The following is a 15,967-nucleotide window of genomic DNA, read 5'->3' on the forward strand; positions in this document are numbered from 1 at the left end:
CTCGGAGACACTCCCGAGGTTCAAGTTCCGCGTGGACAACTTCTTCCAACGATTGTAGCGCCAAGGGACGTGTGAGACTAGCCTTCAGTTGGTGCAGGCGTTGAGTCCCTCGGCAAGCGGCCGAAGCTCGGCTCAACGACCAAGGATTCGCCGGCTGGCAGAGGCTTTGCTGAGGATCTGGGTTTCGTCGAGCGGGTTACGAGGATGCTGAGAGAGGCAGTTGGGGATCGCGACCTTGATGGGAGCTTTGAGGCCAAGATCTGCATTGTGAACATAAAAGCGTCCCTTTGGGAGTTGTGCGACGTCGTTGCCGCCGCCGCCCCGCAGAGAGATTTGCTCCTGGATGACGTCGAGGGCCGTCGGTGAACTGGCCTTGCCGTAGAGGTGGGTGGAACAGTTGCCGATAATTTTATTGTCGATGTCCTTGGGATTCTGAGTGGCGAAGACCAGACCAAGTCCGTACTTGCGGGCCTGAGCGGTCAGGCGAATCAGGCTATCCTTGCATGACGATGCCTTGACAGAAGGGACGAAGTCTCTGGCCTCGTCGAGTACGAGCAGGCCGCGAAGTGGTCGAGAGCCGGGGTTCGGGTTCAGCTTGATCCAGGAGAAGAGGGTCATGGCGAGCTGATTGAGGAAGTGGCGCTGTGCGTCGAGATGGGCAAGGCCAATGAAATTGAGGACGGAGATACGGACCTTCTCAGAGGGGTGATCGTCGCCGAACAGAACGGCTGGGTCGAGCGGGGTGCCCTGGGATCGCAGGAGGGGGTTGGTGGCGATCGCGACCCTGAGGGCGTCGGCCATCTCGATTCCCAGATCGGCCTCGCGGTTCAGTCCCAGCCCGCCATCGATCGGGAGATCCTGTAAGAGTGCGATAAAGGCTTCGAGCCGCCCGCCCCCCTGAGCGGCGAAATTCCGGAGCCAGTGATAGAGGATGCCTCGCATGTTCCTGGCTTTCAGAGTGTTCCCGGGGCATACGATCGGTTCGAGCGCGGCGGCGGCCATAGCGACGGCGCTTTCGAGTTCGTCCGGGTTGTCGGCGACGGCGGCGAGGTCGGGGAGCGGTTCGAAGGCGACGGGATTGCCGGACTCCTTGCCGGGGGTCCAGAGGACGACCTCGGTGGATTGATGGTAGCGATTGGCCCGGTCGGGGTCGTCGGGACGCCAGCCTTCGGGAGGTGACGGCCAGCGTTGGTCAAGAGCGGCCAGGTCGTTGGCACAATCGATGACGATTGACGGGATGCCCGCCAGGGCGGCCTCCTCAACGAGCCGCTTGACGAGGACTGTTTTCCCTGAACCTGCGCCGGCGAGGATGACCGTATGCTTGGAGAGGCTCCCGAGCGCTATCGTCACCGGATCGGTCGTCGAATCCCCCTGCACACGCCAGCCGAGCGGGATGGTGTCGGTGGCCATTTGCTGCTTCGAGCTGGGAGGTTTCGGCTCTGGAACGCGAGCATGGGACGAAACGGTGGTTGAGTCAGGCCTGGATTGGGAACACCTGCCATTCTCTGTTGCTGAGATGAGCGGTGTTCCTGGAATCTTGGGTGGGATTCTCTGGGCTGGAGTGTCGAGGGGCTTGGATGGTTCAGGTGAGGATTCCTTGGAAACGGGGATGCCGAGAAGAAGTGGGCTTGGCACAAGTTTCTTGATCAGATCAAGAGAGGAGAGGGGCTTGCGGCTCTGGAGCCAGGGTCGGAAGTGTTCGACTCCTTTGCGTTTGAGCTGATGAAGTGCGGCCAGGGTGCGGAGGTCGTTCTCGGTCGGCTTGAGGAATTTTCCGCCGGTCGTTTCGAACGACTCGGTTAATTTGGTGGTTTTTTCTCCTCCGGGGAAGGGATGGGTGCGGATGATTCGCAGGTGGCGGAATGGGAGATCGCGATCGATGCCCGATTGGGTCATGGCGAGCTGAAGGCGTGATTGGTAGGCGATTGCACGTTCATGTTGAATCACACGCATGCAAAAGTGTTCTTCTCGGCCATTTTCGTTTTGAAAGATCAGTCGTAAGCGGGCGTGGAGCGGTTTGGTGGTTTTGCCGCCAGCGAAGTCGGTGTCAATGATCGTGTCGACCTCGGGTGGCCAACCTGGCTCGCGCTCCCAGAGCAAGCACTGGAGCGCCGTCTGGAACAAGGGGGCAAGGGATTCGTCGTCGGTGAGGGAGCGGAGGTTGATGGTCGAGCAAGCTTGAGCAAAGTGATCGTCAATCTGTTTCAGGTCGTCTGGGGGTTCGACAGAATTGGACCATTGGCCGAGGTCGGTGATTTCTGCAAGGCTCTCGGAATGCAACAGAGCAATCCGGCATTGTTCACATTTTTGAAGAACTTCGCGGGGGGTGCTTGCGCCAACTGAAGCGAAGGCTTTGGGATGGAAGGGCCAGGAGTCGCCGGGTGAGGGAGTGTAGCCGACGGTCTGGAAGGCGAGGGAAAGGCGGCTGCGGACGATGGCCTCGTTGATGGCTGCGGATGGGGCGACGTCGAGGCGTCTGGGGGGTTCGAAGCGGTCAATCGCGGAAAGGAGGACGGTCTGTTCCAGGTGTTTCCAGGTGGCCTCAATACAACTGACGATGGCGAGGGTTCGGCGGGTCGTGTCTCGGATGGCGCCGAGACCGCTGCCGATGTGTGAGATGATGGCGCGGGCCTTGTTGAATCCTTCGGGGGATTCGTCGGAGCGTTCTCGATAGGCGAGTTCGGTGACGATGGGATCGAGCTGATCGAAGGCCAGGACGGTGGGACCGCAGAGGCTCATGATCCAGGAGATGGCTTCGACGATCTTTTTCGGCTCCTCGCGATCGGTGGTGTAGCCGAGGGGGGTGCGTTCCTCGGGGTCGAGGGGTTGAGACTGGAGCCAGGTCATCCCGAGGTTGACGATGTGGAAGTCGGTCGAGTTGAGACAGGCGAGCGCTCGAATCGTATTTTGATATTTGAGGATTTCTTGCGGGTAGACTTTGTGGAGGACCGTGAGGATCTTCTGGATGTCGTTCTTCAGGTTGGCCGAGGGGCGATCGGCCATGAGCTTGAGGACCTCGCTGACGGGCTTATCGGGTCCGAGTCGGCTGATCAAATTGCGCAGCAGGCATTGATGCTGAAAGGTCTCGTCTTCGTAGGGGACCTGGAGGGAGAGGACATAGCCCTGGAGGACGGTTTCCCAGAAGTCTCGGACGTCGGTCATGTCGACCAGGACGAATCCGGCGCGTCGATGGGCGGCCTTGCGACGGAACGATCCGAGCAGGTGGGTTTTCCCAGTGCCCGCGCTGCCGGTGATGACCCAGCCGAGTGGAGAGTGTGACAGCTTTGAGTGGGCGATCGCGTCGATCTTGGCGGTGAATTCGCGGCGAAGGTTCTCATGCAAACCGGGGACATCACTCTCCGAATCGCGCCAGATACTGGATAGGTGCATGGCCCAGTCGAAGTCGACCTGGCGGAGGACGTCGCGTTTTTTCTGTTGGAGGGGAGACTCGGCCGTCGCGGTTGCGGGGGTGGTCATGACCCCTGTCCTCCCAGATAAATGACGTGACGGGGATCACCGGCGGGAGTCAGCAGGACGGCCTCGCGGTCGCGCTCGTGAATCTCAAGAGGGTTGTCGAGCCGGTAGAGTGCGGCCTGGCCGCTGGTTGCCAGTTGAAGAAGGGTGTTGTCGAGCGCGGAGCGAGGGATATCGGCCAGCGCCTCGCGCAGATCGGCCAACCGAACGCGGACGTTGAGTCGACCGCCGGAGAGCCGGTTGTAGGCGTCGAGGATGCGTTGCGTGAGGGCGATCGTTGGGGGGGGAGTGCCGTTCCGTTGAGGATCAGCGGTGGGTTCAGAGGGAGGGTTCGACTGGGGTTTGAGGCGGAAGAAGTCGGCGAGGCTCAGGTTGTGGGCTGTCAAGAAGCGGTCGAGCTGGGCGAGAAAGCCCTGCAACACGGGGACGACGTTGGCGCGGGAAGAAAGAGGGGCGGTGGTGTGTTCGGCGAGGTAATTCCAGCCTTTCTCTGAAATGGAGATATGAAGGATACCGCGACCGCCTGTTGGTGGTTTTCGTGTTTCTTCTTCCGTGAACCCTGCCGCTTTGAGTCGTTTGCGGACCTTGGGGTCGACCTTGGGCTTGTCGAGTCCGTTCAGTGGAGATTCGCCACCGATGACCGCGAGGCGCCAGAGGAGGGCTCGGTCGCTCGGTTCCGGTGCATAGCTCATTCCTGGGTCCTCCTGGGCGATTGCTGAGATTGGCGGAATCGGACGACGTCGCGGATCTTGTCGAGGGCGAGAGAGCTGTCTTGAACAACCTCATCGTGAGGGAGACGGAGGACGAGGAAGCCGCTGATGAGCAGGTGGTAATCGCGGTCGCGGTCAGTAGCAAAGGAGGCGCGGGACGAATGGAAGCTGTAGCCGTCGATCTCGACGACCACCTTGCCCTCGGGCCAGAGCAGATCGACGAGAAAGGACTGGCCGCGGCGGGACTGGACACGGGCGTTGTGTCGGAAGAGTGGGCCGAGGTCCGGGTCGGACGCGAGGAGGGCGGCGAGCTTCAGCTCTCCGAGGCTGTACGGGTGCGGGCGGCCGACGACCGGCCAGACGCGGTGAGCTTGTTCGTCGTCGGTCGGAAGATGGCCGGTCGGAGGCTCAGGGGGAGGAATTCGGAGGGGGCGGAAGTTGATCGAGGCCAGCTCGCTGGAGTCCGCGATGGCCTCGGGGATGACGACCAGGACCCTCGCGGCGGTTTCACGGGCCAGCCATTCGGCACAGCGGGTGAGGCCAAGGAGTCGGCCCGTTTCGGGCGTCTGGTCACCGATGCCGAGCGCGATGACCAGGTTGCTCGGGGCGATGGCCTGGGCAAGCTGCCTGGCCTGGAGAGCGGGGGCGAATTCCGGGAGGGTCGGCAGTTGCCGGTCCCGACAGCGCGCTGCGGCTTTACGGAACCAGGGCAGGACGAACTCTCGTCGAGGCGCATCGGTCAGGATCGGCCCGGAGGCCATCAGCCGATGCCAGGAGAGGGCGGCGGGTCCGTCGTCCTGAAGCGGGATCGTCCCCGCGTACCAGGAGGGCCAGAGCGCCAGGGCGACCTCGGCCAGATCGGCGATGGCTGCGTCGAGGATTTCAGAGGGGCCGGGAATCGGGTCGAGGATCACCGAGACGACGCGGGAGTCGCTGGGATCGGGGAGCGATTCGCGCAAGGTCGCCAGCGCATCCGAAATGCTGTCGGCCAAGAGCAAGCGGGCCTGGCCGTCAGCCATCGCGGCGATCAGGTCGAGCCGAGAGGCGGGCATGGAGGACGCATCTCGATGGGAGGACTCGTCAGGATTGCCCCCAAAATCGACCAACCTCCAGAGCCACACGGCCCGTTGGCGAAGGGCAATCCTGTTCGTTCATGCCTCCGAGTGTGCATCCGTTCCTGGACCATTGCAAGAGGGTCCATCCGGAGTCTGGTCGTCACGTATTCACAAGACGCGATTCTCCGCGGACCATTTGGCGGGTCATGACGGCGAAGTGGGTGTGCATGACGCAGCGGGTGGCGAAGGTGAAGAGGAAGCGGAGGGGGCGGCGGTTGCGGATGAGTTTTCGGAGGGTGCGGGCGTAGACGGGGCGGAAGGGTTTGGTGCGGGGGTCGCGCCAGATGCGGTAGAGGACGGTGAGGGCGGCGAAGACGATGCCGATGTGCTGGAGGACGTACGAGACGGGGCGGTGGCGGCGCATCCAGCGCATCTTGGCGGCGCCGAGGGGGATGGCGTTTTCGGCGAAGAGGGAGTCGAAGCGCTTGAAGTATTCTTCGGGGTCGTAGAGGCGGTCCATCAGGTCGAGCCAGCCGTCGCGCATTTCGTGGACGGACATTTGGAGGGGGATGATGTTGGTGGCGATGGCGGGGTCGTCGGCGGCGGCGTTGTCGAGGCGGCCCTCGGCGAGGAGGCGGTCGTAGAGCGGGGTGCTAGGAATGGCCGAAAGCATGCCGGCCATGACGTTCGGGATACGGGCGGCGGTGAGGAACTCGTACTGGCGGTCGAAGACGGAGAGGTCGTCGGAGTCGAAGCCGACGATCATGCCGGCGTACACTTCGATCCCGGCGTTCTGGATCTTGTGGACGCGGTCGATCATCGTGAAGCCCTTCTTCACGTTCTGGATTTTCTTGGTTTCCATCAGGGCCTCTTCGTCGGGGCTTTCGATGCCGACGAAGACGGTGTTCATGCTGGCCTCGGACATGAGTTCGAGTAGCTCGTCGTCTTCGGAGAGGTTGAGGCTGGCCTCGGTGCCGAAGACGACGGGGTAGCCGTTTTTGCGCTGCCAGGTGATGATGGCGCGGAGGATCTCCTTGGCGGCCTTTTTGTTGCCGATGAAGTTGTCATCGACGAGGAAGATCATGCGGGCCCCCTGGCGGTACTGGTAGTCGATTTCGTCGACGACCATTTCGGGGGTCTTGATGCGGGGGCGGCGGCCGAAGATGACGATGATGTCGCAGAACTCGCACTGGAAGGGGCATCCGCGGGAGGTCTGGACGCATCCCATGGCGTACTCCTCGAACTTGACGAGGTCGTAGCGCGGCATGGGGACCTTGGTCATGTCGGTCTTGTCGGCCTGTTCGTAGCGGTCGGCGTGTTCGCCGCGTTTCCAGTCTTCGAGGAACTTCGGCCAGGTTTCCTCGGCCTCGCCGATGAAGGCGACATCGACGAGCCCCTCGAAGGGTTCCCAGCCCTCGGCGACGGTGATCCAGGGGCCGCCGACGATGGTGAAGTGGCCTCGGGCCTTGAGTTCCTGAAGGATCTCGATCATCCGGTCGCGCTGGACGGTCATGCCGGTGACGCCGATGAGGTCGAAACCGTCGAGGGCGTCGAAGTCGAGGTCTTCGATGTTTTCATCGATGACGACGACGTCGTGTTCGTCGGGGGTCAGGCCGGCGATGGTCGGCAGGGCCAGCACGGGCATGTTGCACTTCTTGCCCAAAAGTGGCAGGCCGTGGTTAAGCCCCCAGAACGAGGTCGGAAATCGAGGGTTGATCAGGCAGATGCGGGCCATGGGCAAGTCCGATCCTTCGGGTTTGGACGGGCCGACGGGCGATCGTCGAGTCACGAACGAGACAGCGCAAATGAGGGGGTTGAATGAGGCTAACCGCGATGGGTGTCTCATGCCAACGGGAAGTTCCGGGAATCTTGGGAGAAATACGAAAATAAAGGGGACATTCTTCTTTTTGGTTGGAAAATAAAGGGGAGGAAAATAAAGGGGACATTCTTCTTTTTGGTTGACGGAGTGATTTCGGGGCGGTTACGTTCGTTCGCATGGCACGCACGGCACGGGCGTCGGTGGCCGACTATTGCTACCATGTGTTGAATCGGGGCAATGGCCGGGCCGAGGTTTTCCACACGCAGGACGACTATGAGGCGTTTCTCGGGATGATCGCCGAGGCGTCGGCGCGCCTGCCGATGCGAGTGCTGGGCTACTGCCTGATGCCGAACCACTTCCATCTGGTCCTTCGGCCTCATGGCGACGGAGAGTTGTCGAGCTGGATGCAGTGGCTATTGACCACCCACGTGCGGCGCTATCACCGCCACTATGGCTCTAGCGGCCACGTTTGGCAGGGACGCTTCAAGGCCTTCCCTTGCCAGAACGACGGCCATCTGCTGACGGTCCTGCGGTATGTCGAGCGTAACGCCTTGCGTGCCGGTCTGGTTCCGCGAGCCGAGGATTGGCCCTACGGCTCTTTGCACGCGAGCCTCAACCCGCCCGGCCCCGTGCGGCTGGAGGCGGTGTCCGGGACCACGAACCCTCGCACGTGGGCCAGGCGCGTCAACCGGCCGCTGAGCGACGCGGAACTGGCCGCGATGCGGCACAGCGTGGCTCGCGGCACGCCCTACGGCTCGGAGGACTGGACCCGAGACACCGCCTCGATACTAGGCCTTGAATCGAGCCTTCGGCCCCGGGGACGACCGAGGAAGGTGGACAAGTAGAACGCCCCTTATTGAAAAAGTAGAATGTCCCCTTTTCTTCCCTTTTCTTTCTCGAAGAGGTCCTCAACGCCGTCGAGCAACTGCTTCTTCCACTGGCTGATCTGGACCGGATGGACCTGATGCTCTCGTGCCAGTTCGGTGATCGTGGCCTCCTGCTTGGTGGCCTGAAGGGCGACCTTCGCCTTGAAGGCCGGTGAGTGCCGCTTGCGGATTCGTCCCATGGTGCGTCCTCGATCAGTTCCCCTCAAGGATAACTTATCGAGTGGTCCGAAATCTGGGGTCCACTATACCTTCTCGATCAACAGGTTCTGGCTTAACTTAATGCCATTCTAGAATGTCCGCTTTTCTCCCCTGTCCCCTTATCTCCCTTCGGGGTCCGGATGCCCCGGTCCGTATGGGCGACGAACCGACGAGAGGCGGTGTGCTGATGCGTGACCGAGGATTGGGGGGCAGGAACCGGGTGGCGATGGCCCGGCCCGGGGACGGTGCGTAGTCAGCCATGCCGGGCTGCAACTCAGGTGAGAAGATCGCATTACGCTTGTTTCAGGTCTAATCGTCGATTCCTTCCTGCAACCGCCCCAACTCTCGTTGCTGCTCCAGAGACGCAAGTCGGGTCGAAATGATATTTTTCAACCGCTCTGCGGTGATGACATAATACTTGTCACATTTGGTATCGTCGAAGCGTTGACCATCCAAAACCTGATACGCCTTGTATGGGAGCGAGTTGGATTCAAGCCACTTCAAAAACGACAGGAGTTGCTCAGGAAACTCCGGATTATCTCGACCAAAAAGTGGACGCACAAAAATAGGCCTTGTGGATGCCACCGCGGCGGTTACCTCCGAAATACTTAATGCACAAAATGTGCGAAGTTCTCGAATGACGTCCGCTTTCATCGCCCCAAGATCTTCAAGGATCAGTGCTATCTGGGCCATGCGAACTACCTCAAAAGTCATCTGACAAGTCTGGTCGCAACGGAACACCATGTGTTGGATTCCGCCAGTTGCCGCCGTGATGCTTAAAGAAATGCTCACGGAACGTCAACGGAATGATGATGTCTGGGTCATTGGCCAACTGCGGATAAAGGGACACACTGTAACTATGGTGGCTAAAAATACCCTGTGGCTGACCCCCAGCCAAAATCGCACTTCGAGCTTGATCGTTCCAGTTGCGGGTTCCCGGCAGCCTCTGCGAAAGCAGTTCTCGTTCTCGATCCCAGAACGCATCAATTCCCGCTTGCCGTCTGTCCGTCAGTCGCTCGTACCACTGCAATCTCTTCCATTCATCTTTTGTGATGGTGCGAGCTTCAACCTTGCCAAGCAACTCGTCGTACTTGCTTCGACTCAACTGTCGGTAAGGCGTCCCATAGGGAACGGGAGCATTGCGTACTGGGGCATTGGTAACCGTGTCGAAACGGCTGACGAGTTGGTTGCTCGGGAGGACGTCGATCCGGGTCGTGACCGTGCAGCTCTCGGCGTGGCGGGCGTCGGCTCGGCCGGCCACCCGGTCGGCCAGGGGAGCCCGAGCCCGCGAGCCGCCTCGGGCGAGCGTAACCGCCTCGTCGGTGTATTTCAACGCGCCGATCACCGGGAAGACGCCGACCAGATCGAGCCCGGTCTGACCGGCATGCTGCCACGACCATTCCCAGTGCGTCACGTCGTAGGACAGATCGCGGATGTCGCCGGGCAGATCCACGCCGATGAGCCCCGTGCCGATCTGCCCGGCCGTGCCGAGGACCGTGACCTCGTCCGAGTAATGGCCCAGGATGAGCTGTTCGCCCGACCGATACGTGTAGTCCCACGCCGAGGAGGCCTGCTCTGCGACCCATCCGGCCTGCCGATTGATCCAGGAGCCGATGCCTCGCAACCCGTCGGGATCGACATAGTTCGTCGGGCCGTTGCCGACGTAGCGGTAGAGGTTCGGGTCGCCGGCGGCGAAGCCGATCGGGTCCTCCTGGGTCCAGCGGCCGATCGCCGCGTCGTAGTACCGCGCCCGGTTGTACTGCAGGCCGGTGACGGCATCCTGCTCGCGTCCGGTGAACTTGAAGCGGTCGCCGTGGGCCGGGCTGGTCTCGCCGAGCACCTTCCCGAAGCCGTCGTAGGCGACGTGGTTGATCACGGAGCCGGAGGTGCTGGCCAGGTCGCGGACGCTGCCGAGGCGGTCGGTCAGGTACCAGGCCGAGGTGCCGGCGGCGGTGGTCCGCGCCAGCAGCATGTCGACGGCCGGGCCGTGCAGGTAGCGGGTTTGCAGCGTGCCGGAGCCGTCGAAGTCGGCATAGGCGTGCGGGCCGTCGTAGACCGTCCAGGTGGTCGCGGGCGCCCCGGGCCCGGCGCCATCGGCGTCATTCTGCACCCGGATGCGGCGGTCCAACGCGTCGTAGGTGTAGGTGGCCTGGCCCACCACGACGCCGGCCGAATCCCTGGCCGTGGCGCCGGTCAGGCGGTTGCGGTGGTCGTAGGCGAAGGTGGTGACCCGGCCGGTGGCCGTCTCGGTCTTCGAGGCGAGGTTCCCCTCGAAGTCGTGGGCGTAGGTGAACCCCGGCGAGGCGGAGACGCGGTTGCCCGTGCCGGTGGCGTAGCCGGCCGGGGTCCGGTTGCCGTTCGGGTCGTAGGCGTACGCCTCGTCGGCCTGGCCGGCCGGGCGGTCGACGGCGGTGAGCTGGCCGGCGTCGTCGTAGGCGAAGGTGGCGACGCCCTCGGCGTTGGACTCGCGGGTCAGGCGGCCGGCCGCGTCGTAGGCGTAGGCGTAGCTGGCCAGGCCGGTGCCGCCGCCGGTCTGGTGGCATGCGAAAACAGGGACACTCTACTTTGTTTGCGGCAACAGATTGAAACTTATGATGAACATTTGTCATGGTATTGAATTATTTGGGGCTGCCTCGTTGCTGGAGCATGGGCCGGACCCTTAGAATCGGGAGGGAGGTGGAGAACCATCGGGAGCGGGAGGGCGGGACGATGGACGAGGCCGGAAGCTACGGGGGAGGAGCGAGCGAGTCGGTGTCGGCGAAGCTGCAATTGAAGTTGCCGGGGGGGACGCTGGATCTGGAGGTCAGGCTGCCGACGAGGCTGGTGGAGCTGGAGGAGCTGTTGCCGCTGGCCAGGGCCTTGGAGGATCGGGTGGTCGAGCTGGCGGTGCATCAGGTCGAGGCGACGGGGCGTCGAGTGTCGTGCAAGGCAGGGTGCGGGGCGTGTTGCAGGCAGCTCGTGCCGGTTTCGGAGGTGGAGGCGAGGCGGGTTGCGGCGATGGTCGAGGGAATGCCGGAGCCGAGGCGGTCGGCGGTGCGCGGGAGGTTCGAGGAGGCGCGGCGGCGGCTCGACGAGGGGGGATTGCTGGAGCCGTTGCGGTCGGAGGATCGTCGGACGATGGACCGCGAGGCGAGGGGACGGCTGGGGCGCGCGTACTTCGCGTTGGGGGTCCCCTGCCCGTTCCTGGAGGACGAATCGTGTTCGATCCACCCGGAGCGTCCCTTGACCTGCCGAGAATACCTGGTGACCTCGCCCGCCGAGCACTGCGCGAAGCCGACTCCGGGGGCAGTTGAGGGGGTGGACTTGCCGGGTTCGGTCTGGATGTCGTTTGCGAGGCTGTGCGATCCGTCGCCCGAGGCCGAGACGATCCACTGGGTGCCGCTGGTGCTGGCGCTCGAGTGGGTGGCCTCGCATCCGGAGGGGCCGCCGCTCCGACCGGCCCCCGAGCTGTTCCGCGACCTGATCGCCCGGTTTGCGGGGCAACACGCGCCGCCAACGCCACCGAACGATCGAGACGAGCCGGGGCCTGGTGAGTTGGGGGTCGACCGTCCTCGGGATTGAACCGCGAGGGGACGGCGCGATCCCCGATGGAAACGGGGGGATCATCCGGATGAGCGATTGAGTCCTCACGATCGGACGAGGGGACTCAGGGCATTCCCGTTGCGGAAGTCGGCAGACCGAGGGTCTGCGTATTGAGTGGTCTGGAATCCCAAAGGATGGCGGCGCGGGATCGGGGTCAATTGGCGGTGTTTGCGGTTTCGGCGTCGGTCAGGTCCGGCTCCGATACTCCCGGAGTTCCGGGGGGAGCGGCGGCGAGACGCCCGGTGGGGGGCCGTGTCGGAAGCTCGGGTCGGGCGAGCCGCGCCAGAGCCGGGGGATGAACGGGAACTCGTCGGTCAGAACATAGTAGTAGGTGCCGTCGGGGAACTCCGGGGTCGGTCCGTTTCGGCCGTTGCATTCGTCCAGGTCGCCGTATCCTGGCTCGAATACGAAGTCCTCGACGAAGACCCCGTCGAAGCGGCCCTTCGGCCCGTCCTTCCGCAGACCGCTCCGAAGCCGATAGCTCGACCGAAGGCGCCGGGTTCGGCTCGCCAGGTCGGTTGGGTCGGCGGGGCACTCGGGGCCGTAGATGGGGAAGCCGTCAGCGGCGTAGCCGAGCATGTGCATGGGTCGATCCGGCGAGGCGACAGAGAGATCCCAAAGCAGGCCGGTCGGCAGGCCGTGGTAGTGGTAGGTGCCCCGTCCCTGGGTGTGCGCCCGGTTGGCGTCGATGCCCAGCGCCACGGCGTTGGCCGGATGCAGCACCTCGAACTGCCAGCCGCTGTCGCCGTTGGAGTCCCAGAAGGGTCCAGAAGGGTCGAACGGAACGCCATTGACGGCGATCCCAAAGAGCCACATGGCAATTGGCACCGGCTGCTCGGCGATGACGGGCGTGAGCGGCATCTCCAGCCGATGGCGCTGAGGCCGGAGCGGGACCGGATCGTGACGGTTGGGAAAGTCTCCGATGGCGTGGTCGGGCATGCCATTGGCCGAGACCAGCCGCTTACCGTCGCTCGTGGTGATGGAGCGTTCGGACGAGACGCGCTCTGCCGAATCGGAGAGAACATAGGCAGCGGTCGCCGCGGCGGCCGGAACGGCGAGGGCCCCGGCGATCAGGGTTCGACGGCTGACTCTCATGGGTCACTCCTCCCGGCGGGTCTGGTTGCTTCGGGAACCCCCCTGGGATTCTCTCCGAGGGCCAGCGGTTTCCTTAAGGATCAGGATGGTCGGACCGGCTCCAGAGTTCAATCGTCTGGTTGGAGGCGTCAAGGAGCGTGATCGCCGGCGCGTCCCATCCGGCGATCTGGACCTCTCTGCGACCGTGTGGGGTGAGGAATTCCAGAGGGATTTCTCGGATGCGATTCTCATAACGGTCGGGGTCGAGCACCTCTCGGTACACGTTGAGGTCGGTTTCGGAGCCGTCGAGCGGGCGGCCGTCGATTGCGACGAGCAGCCAGGATCTCCCGATGCCCGAGTCGGTCGCGGCCCCCTCCTCGACGCTCGAAACCATGGGCAGGGGATTCCAGTTGATCCGGGCTCCCTCGCGGAGCGCGATCTGCTCAAGGCGGTTGGTGGTGTCGCGATAGCGGTTTTCAAGCGAGACGCTTCGCTCCTGGATCTCCTGCGCGATGCGGCCCCCCTGCATGAGGTTCGCGGCGCCGAGGGCCGCGAGGGAGAGGGAGTCCTGAGGGACACTGCGGAGCAGATCGAGGATTGCGTCGTAGATCTGCGTGTGCTCGAGATAGGTGGCGCGGAAGTCCTCGGTCAGCTCTGGCATCTCGGAGAGAAGCCCCTTCCGTGCCACGTTGTAAGCCTCCCATGCCTCGATGGCTCGATTCGGGTCGTCGACGTCGGCGGCGGTCGCCTCAGCCCAAGCCTTGAGGAGCCGGTCGCCGGCCAGGACGTATTCGATCTGATGGGTGGGTTGCAGCCGGGACTGCTCGTGGGCGTCCCTCAGGGACTGCACAAAGGGGAGGCCAAACATGAAAATAGCCACGAACGTAAGCGCGGCGAACGTCCAACCGACTGCGGAGACAAGGAAACGCAGGGCGGATCGGACCGCGTTCCTGCTTGCTGAGGCCAAGGTGGGGCTCGGGCTCGGCGCGGACGCCGGCCGGATGGCGATTGGGTAGCCGCATCTTGGGCAGGTCGGAGCGAGGTCGGAAATCTGGGTCTGACACTCGGGACAGGGGATCAGCGCCATTGGTCCATCCAGCCGATGATCATGGGAGTGTTCGGGTTCCTTGCCGGAAGGCCGGAGGGCAGAACGGGAAGAACTCGTCTCCCGCTCGCCCGGTTTCCCCACGCTTGCCGGCCAATCAGAGGCAAACGACCTCGGCGGGATGGCTGAACTTAAGGGTTCGCCTCGTCGTAGAGCTTCTTGGCTTCCCGACCGATCTGAAAGAGATCGAACAGGACGTTGCCGACGTCCCAGGCTTGCTCCGCGTATCCCTTCTCCGTGTACTGGGAGACGGTGCCGTCGGCGGTCACCATGGTCGACGCTTTCGTGTCCTGTTCCGGGCCGAAGAACACCTGTCCGGCTCGGCCGTCGGGTAAGTTGACCAGGTAGATCCGATGATTGCCGTCGCGGTCCCAGAAGACCTGGTTTGCCTGGCCGTCGGAGTAGGTGGCCAGCCCGATGCGCCGCATCTTGTCGGGATCGTAGAAGTCCTGGCTCGCCTCGCCGTCAGAGAAGGTCCCGAGGTTGATGCGCCGCACGCCGTCGGGGTCGTAGAAGTCCTGGCTCGCCTCGCCGTCGGAGAGGATCCCGAGGTTGATGCGCCGTACGCCGTCGTCGTCATAGAGATTCTGACCCACCTCGCCATCGGGAAAGGTGACGAGGCCGATCCGACGCCGCGCGTCGGGGTCGTAGAAGTTCTGGCTCGCCTCGCCGTCGGGATAGGTGGCCAGGGTGATCCGTCTCATGTGGTCGCCGTCGGCGAATTTCTGAATGGCTTCGCCGTCGGAGTAGGTGGCTAGACTGATCCGCTGCACCTCGTCGGGGTCGTAAAAGTCCTGCATCGCGATGCCGCCGGGGAGGGTGCCCAGGCCGATCCGCAGGTTGCCGTCGTTATCGAAGAAGGACTGGGTCGCCTCGCCTTCGGAGAGGGCGGTGATGGCGACCCGGAGTCCGCCGTCCGGATCACGAAATTGCTGAATTGCCTCGCCGTCTGAATCGAGGGAGAAGACGATGCGACCGGTCCCGTCGGAATCGCGGAATTGCTGGACCGCCGCGCCGTCGGTTCGGAGGCCGAGGACGAGTCGCTGCGAGCCGTCTGGATCGAAGAATTCCTGGACCACTTCGCCATCGGGCGAGGTGCTCAGGCTGGCTCGCAGCATCTCATCGCCGTCGCGGAAGCGTTGGATCGCCTGGCCTCCGGGGGAGGTGGACAGGCTGATCCGCGTCATGAAGTCGCTGTCGTAGAAGTGCTGAATCGCCTGGCCATCGGAGTAGGTGGCCAGACTGAGACGCGGTACCTCGTCGGCGTCGGAGAAGAACTGGCTGGCCTCCCCGTCGGGGAGGGTGGCGAGGCCGATCCGCGAGGCGCCGTCGCTGTCGAAGAACCGCAGGCCCGCCGGTCCATCGGGGAGGTTGCCGAGGGCGATCCGGGGTACCTCGTCGGCGTCGAAGAAATTCTGAATCGCCGCCCCGTTAGGGAGAACGGCCAGGCGGAATCGGCTCGCCTCGTCGGAGTCGAAGAACTCCTGGATGGCCGTCCCGTCGGGGCGGACGCCGAGGAAGATTCGCGGGGTGCCGTTGGGATCGGAGAACCCCTGGAGCGCCGAGCCATCGGCGGGAACGCCAAGGATGATGCGGCTCGAACCCTCCTCGTCCAGCAAGTGCTGGGCGACCTCGCCGTCCGAATGGATCACGGCATCGAGCCTCACCTGGTGCTCGTGGTCGTAGAGGCGTTGCTGGACCTCGCCGTCGCTGGTGACCGCGAGCCGGATCCGTTCGATGCCCTCAGCGTCGAGGAGGCTGTGAGCGAGGTCGCCGTTCTCCTCCAACCCGATCCGGGCTCGGATCGTTCCGTCCTCGTCACGGATGGTGAGGCGTTCGACGTCGAGGGCGCGGAAGGAGCCGTCGGGGCCGCCGGCGCTGCCGAGCATCAGCCCGAGCACCGCGAGCCCGGCCAGACCGGCCTGGGCAAGGCGGAACCGCCTTTTGAGCGACCGATTCTCATCCTCCAAGCGGCCGAGGCGCTCCTCGATCGACATGCCACGGATTCGCGAGTCATTCACGGGAAGCATCTCCGAGGGTGAGGGAGGGAACGGAACCGATGT

General features: G+C 63.6%; 12 protein-coding genes. 2 read left to right on the plus strand and 10 right to left on the minus strand.

What is annotated here, in order from left to right:
• Window positions 1–132: 132 nt before the first annotated feature.
• The 4 genes from HG800_RS08295 to HG800_RS08310 form a co-directional block, all read right to left on the minus strand.
• Window positions 133–3,477 carry a helicase HerA domain-containing protein gene (locus HG800_RS08295; RefSeq protein WP_169975716.1) on the minus strand — a complete coding sequence of 1,115 codons (3,345 nt, stop codon included), beginning with the start codon at window positions 3,475–3,477 and terminating at the stop codon, window positions 133–135.
• Window positions 3,474–4,166, minus strand: coding sequence for a hypothetical protein (locus HG800_RS08300; protein ID WP_169975719.1), 693 nt, complete (start codon window positions 4,164–4,166; stop codon window positions 3,474–3,476). The genes HG800_RS08295 and HG800_RS08300 overlap by 4 nt, the downstream gene beginning before the upstream one ends.
• Window positions 4,163–5,236: an endonuclease domain-containing protein gene (locus HG800_RS08305; RefSeq protein ID WP_169975722.1), complete on the minus strand. Its 1,074-nt coding sequence runs from the start codon at window positions 5,234–5,236 to the stop codon at window positions 4,163–4,165. Before HG800_RS08305 ends, HG800_RS08300 begins: the two co-directional genes overlap by 4 nt.
• A gap of 163 nt (window positions 5,237–5,399) precedes the next feature.
• Window positions 5,400–6,974 carry a B12-binding domain-containing radical SAM protein gene (locus HG800_RS08310; RefSeq protein WP_169975725.1) on the minus strand — a complete coding sequence of 525 codons (1,575 nt, stop codon included), beginning with the start codon at window positions 6,972–6,974 and terminating at the stop codon, window positions 5,400–5,402.
• A gap of 260 nt (window positions 6,975–7,234) precedes the next feature.
• Here HG800_RS08310 and HG800_RS08315 point away from each other — a divergent pair, with 260 nt between their 5' ends.
• Window positions 7,235–7,903 carry a transposase gene (locus HG800_RS08315; protein WP_169975727.1) on the plus strand — a complete coding sequence of 223 codons (669 nt, stop codon included), beginning with the start codon at window positions 7,235–7,237 and terminating at the stop codon, window positions 7,901–7,903.
• An 8-nt stretch (window positions 7,904–7,911) separates the two neighbouring features.
• Here the strand turns inward: HG800_RS08315 and HG800_RS08320 are convergent, their stop codons facing one another.
• The 3 genes from HG800_RS08320 to HG800_RS08330 form a co-directional block, all read right to left on the minus strand.
• Complete coding sequence (locus HG800_RS08320) at window positions 7,912–8,124, minus strand: transposase (protein ID WP_169975730.1); 213 nt, start codon at window positions 8,122–8,124, stop codon at window positions 7,912–7,914.
• Between the two features lie 328 nt (window positions 8,125–8,452).
• Window positions 8,453–8,836, minus strand: coding sequence for a hypothetical protein (locus HG800_RS08325; RefSeq protein WP_169975732.1), 384 nt, complete (start codon window positions 8,834–8,836; stop codon window positions 8,453–8,455).
• Window positions 8,837–8,846: 10 nt separating this feature from the next.
• Window positions 8,847–10,304: an RHS repeat-associated core domain-containing protein gene (locus HG800_RS08330; RefSeq protein ID WP_169975734.1), complete on the minus strand. Its 1,458-nt coding sequence runs from the start codon at window positions 10,302–10,304 to the stop codon at window positions 8,847–8,849.
• A 548-nt stretch (window positions 10,305–10,852) separates the two neighbouring features.
• On the opposite strand from HG800_RS08330, the gene HG800_RS08345 reads away from it, so the two are divergent.
• Window positions 10,853–11,704 (plus strand): YkgJ family cysteine cluster protein, encoded by an 852-nt coding sequence (locus tag HG800_RS08345; protein WP_169975736.1) that lies wholly within the window; start codon window positions 10,853–10,855, stop codon window positions 11,702–11,704.
• A 207-nt stretch (window positions 11,705–11,911) separates the two neighbouring features.
• Here HG800_RS08345 and HG800_RS08350 read toward each other — a convergent pair whose 3' ends face one another.
• From HG800_RS08350 to HG800_RS08360, 3 genes are all read right to left on the minus strand, one after another.
• The gene (locus HG800_RS08350; RefSeq protein WP_169975738.1) at window positions 11,912–12,820 is read right to left on the minus strand and encodes a YHYH protein; all 909 of its coding nucleotides are present in this window, start codon (window positions 12,818–12,820) and stop codon (window positions 11,912–11,914) included.
• Between the two features lie 73 nt (window positions 12,821–12,893).
• On the minus strand, window positions 12,894–13,886 hold the full coding sequence (locus HG800_RS08355) for a zinc ribbon domain-containing protein (protein ID WP_169975740.1): 993 nt from the start codon (window positions 13,884–13,886) through the stop codon (window positions 12,894–12,896).
• A gap of 149 nt (window positions 13,887–14,035) precedes the next feature.
• Window positions 14,036–15,925, minus strand: a complete 1,890-nt coding sequence (locus tag HG800_RS08360; RefSeq protein WP_169975741.1) for a hypothetical protein — start codon at window positions 15,923–15,925, stop codon at window positions 14,036–14,038.
• Window positions 15,926–15,967 lie beyond the last annotated feature (42 nt).

The organism is Tautonia rosea (assembly GCF_012958305.1).
GTDB classification, from domain to species: domain Bacteria; phylum Planctomycetota; class Planctomycetia; order Isosphaerales; family Isosphaeraceae; genus Tautonia; species Tautonia rosea.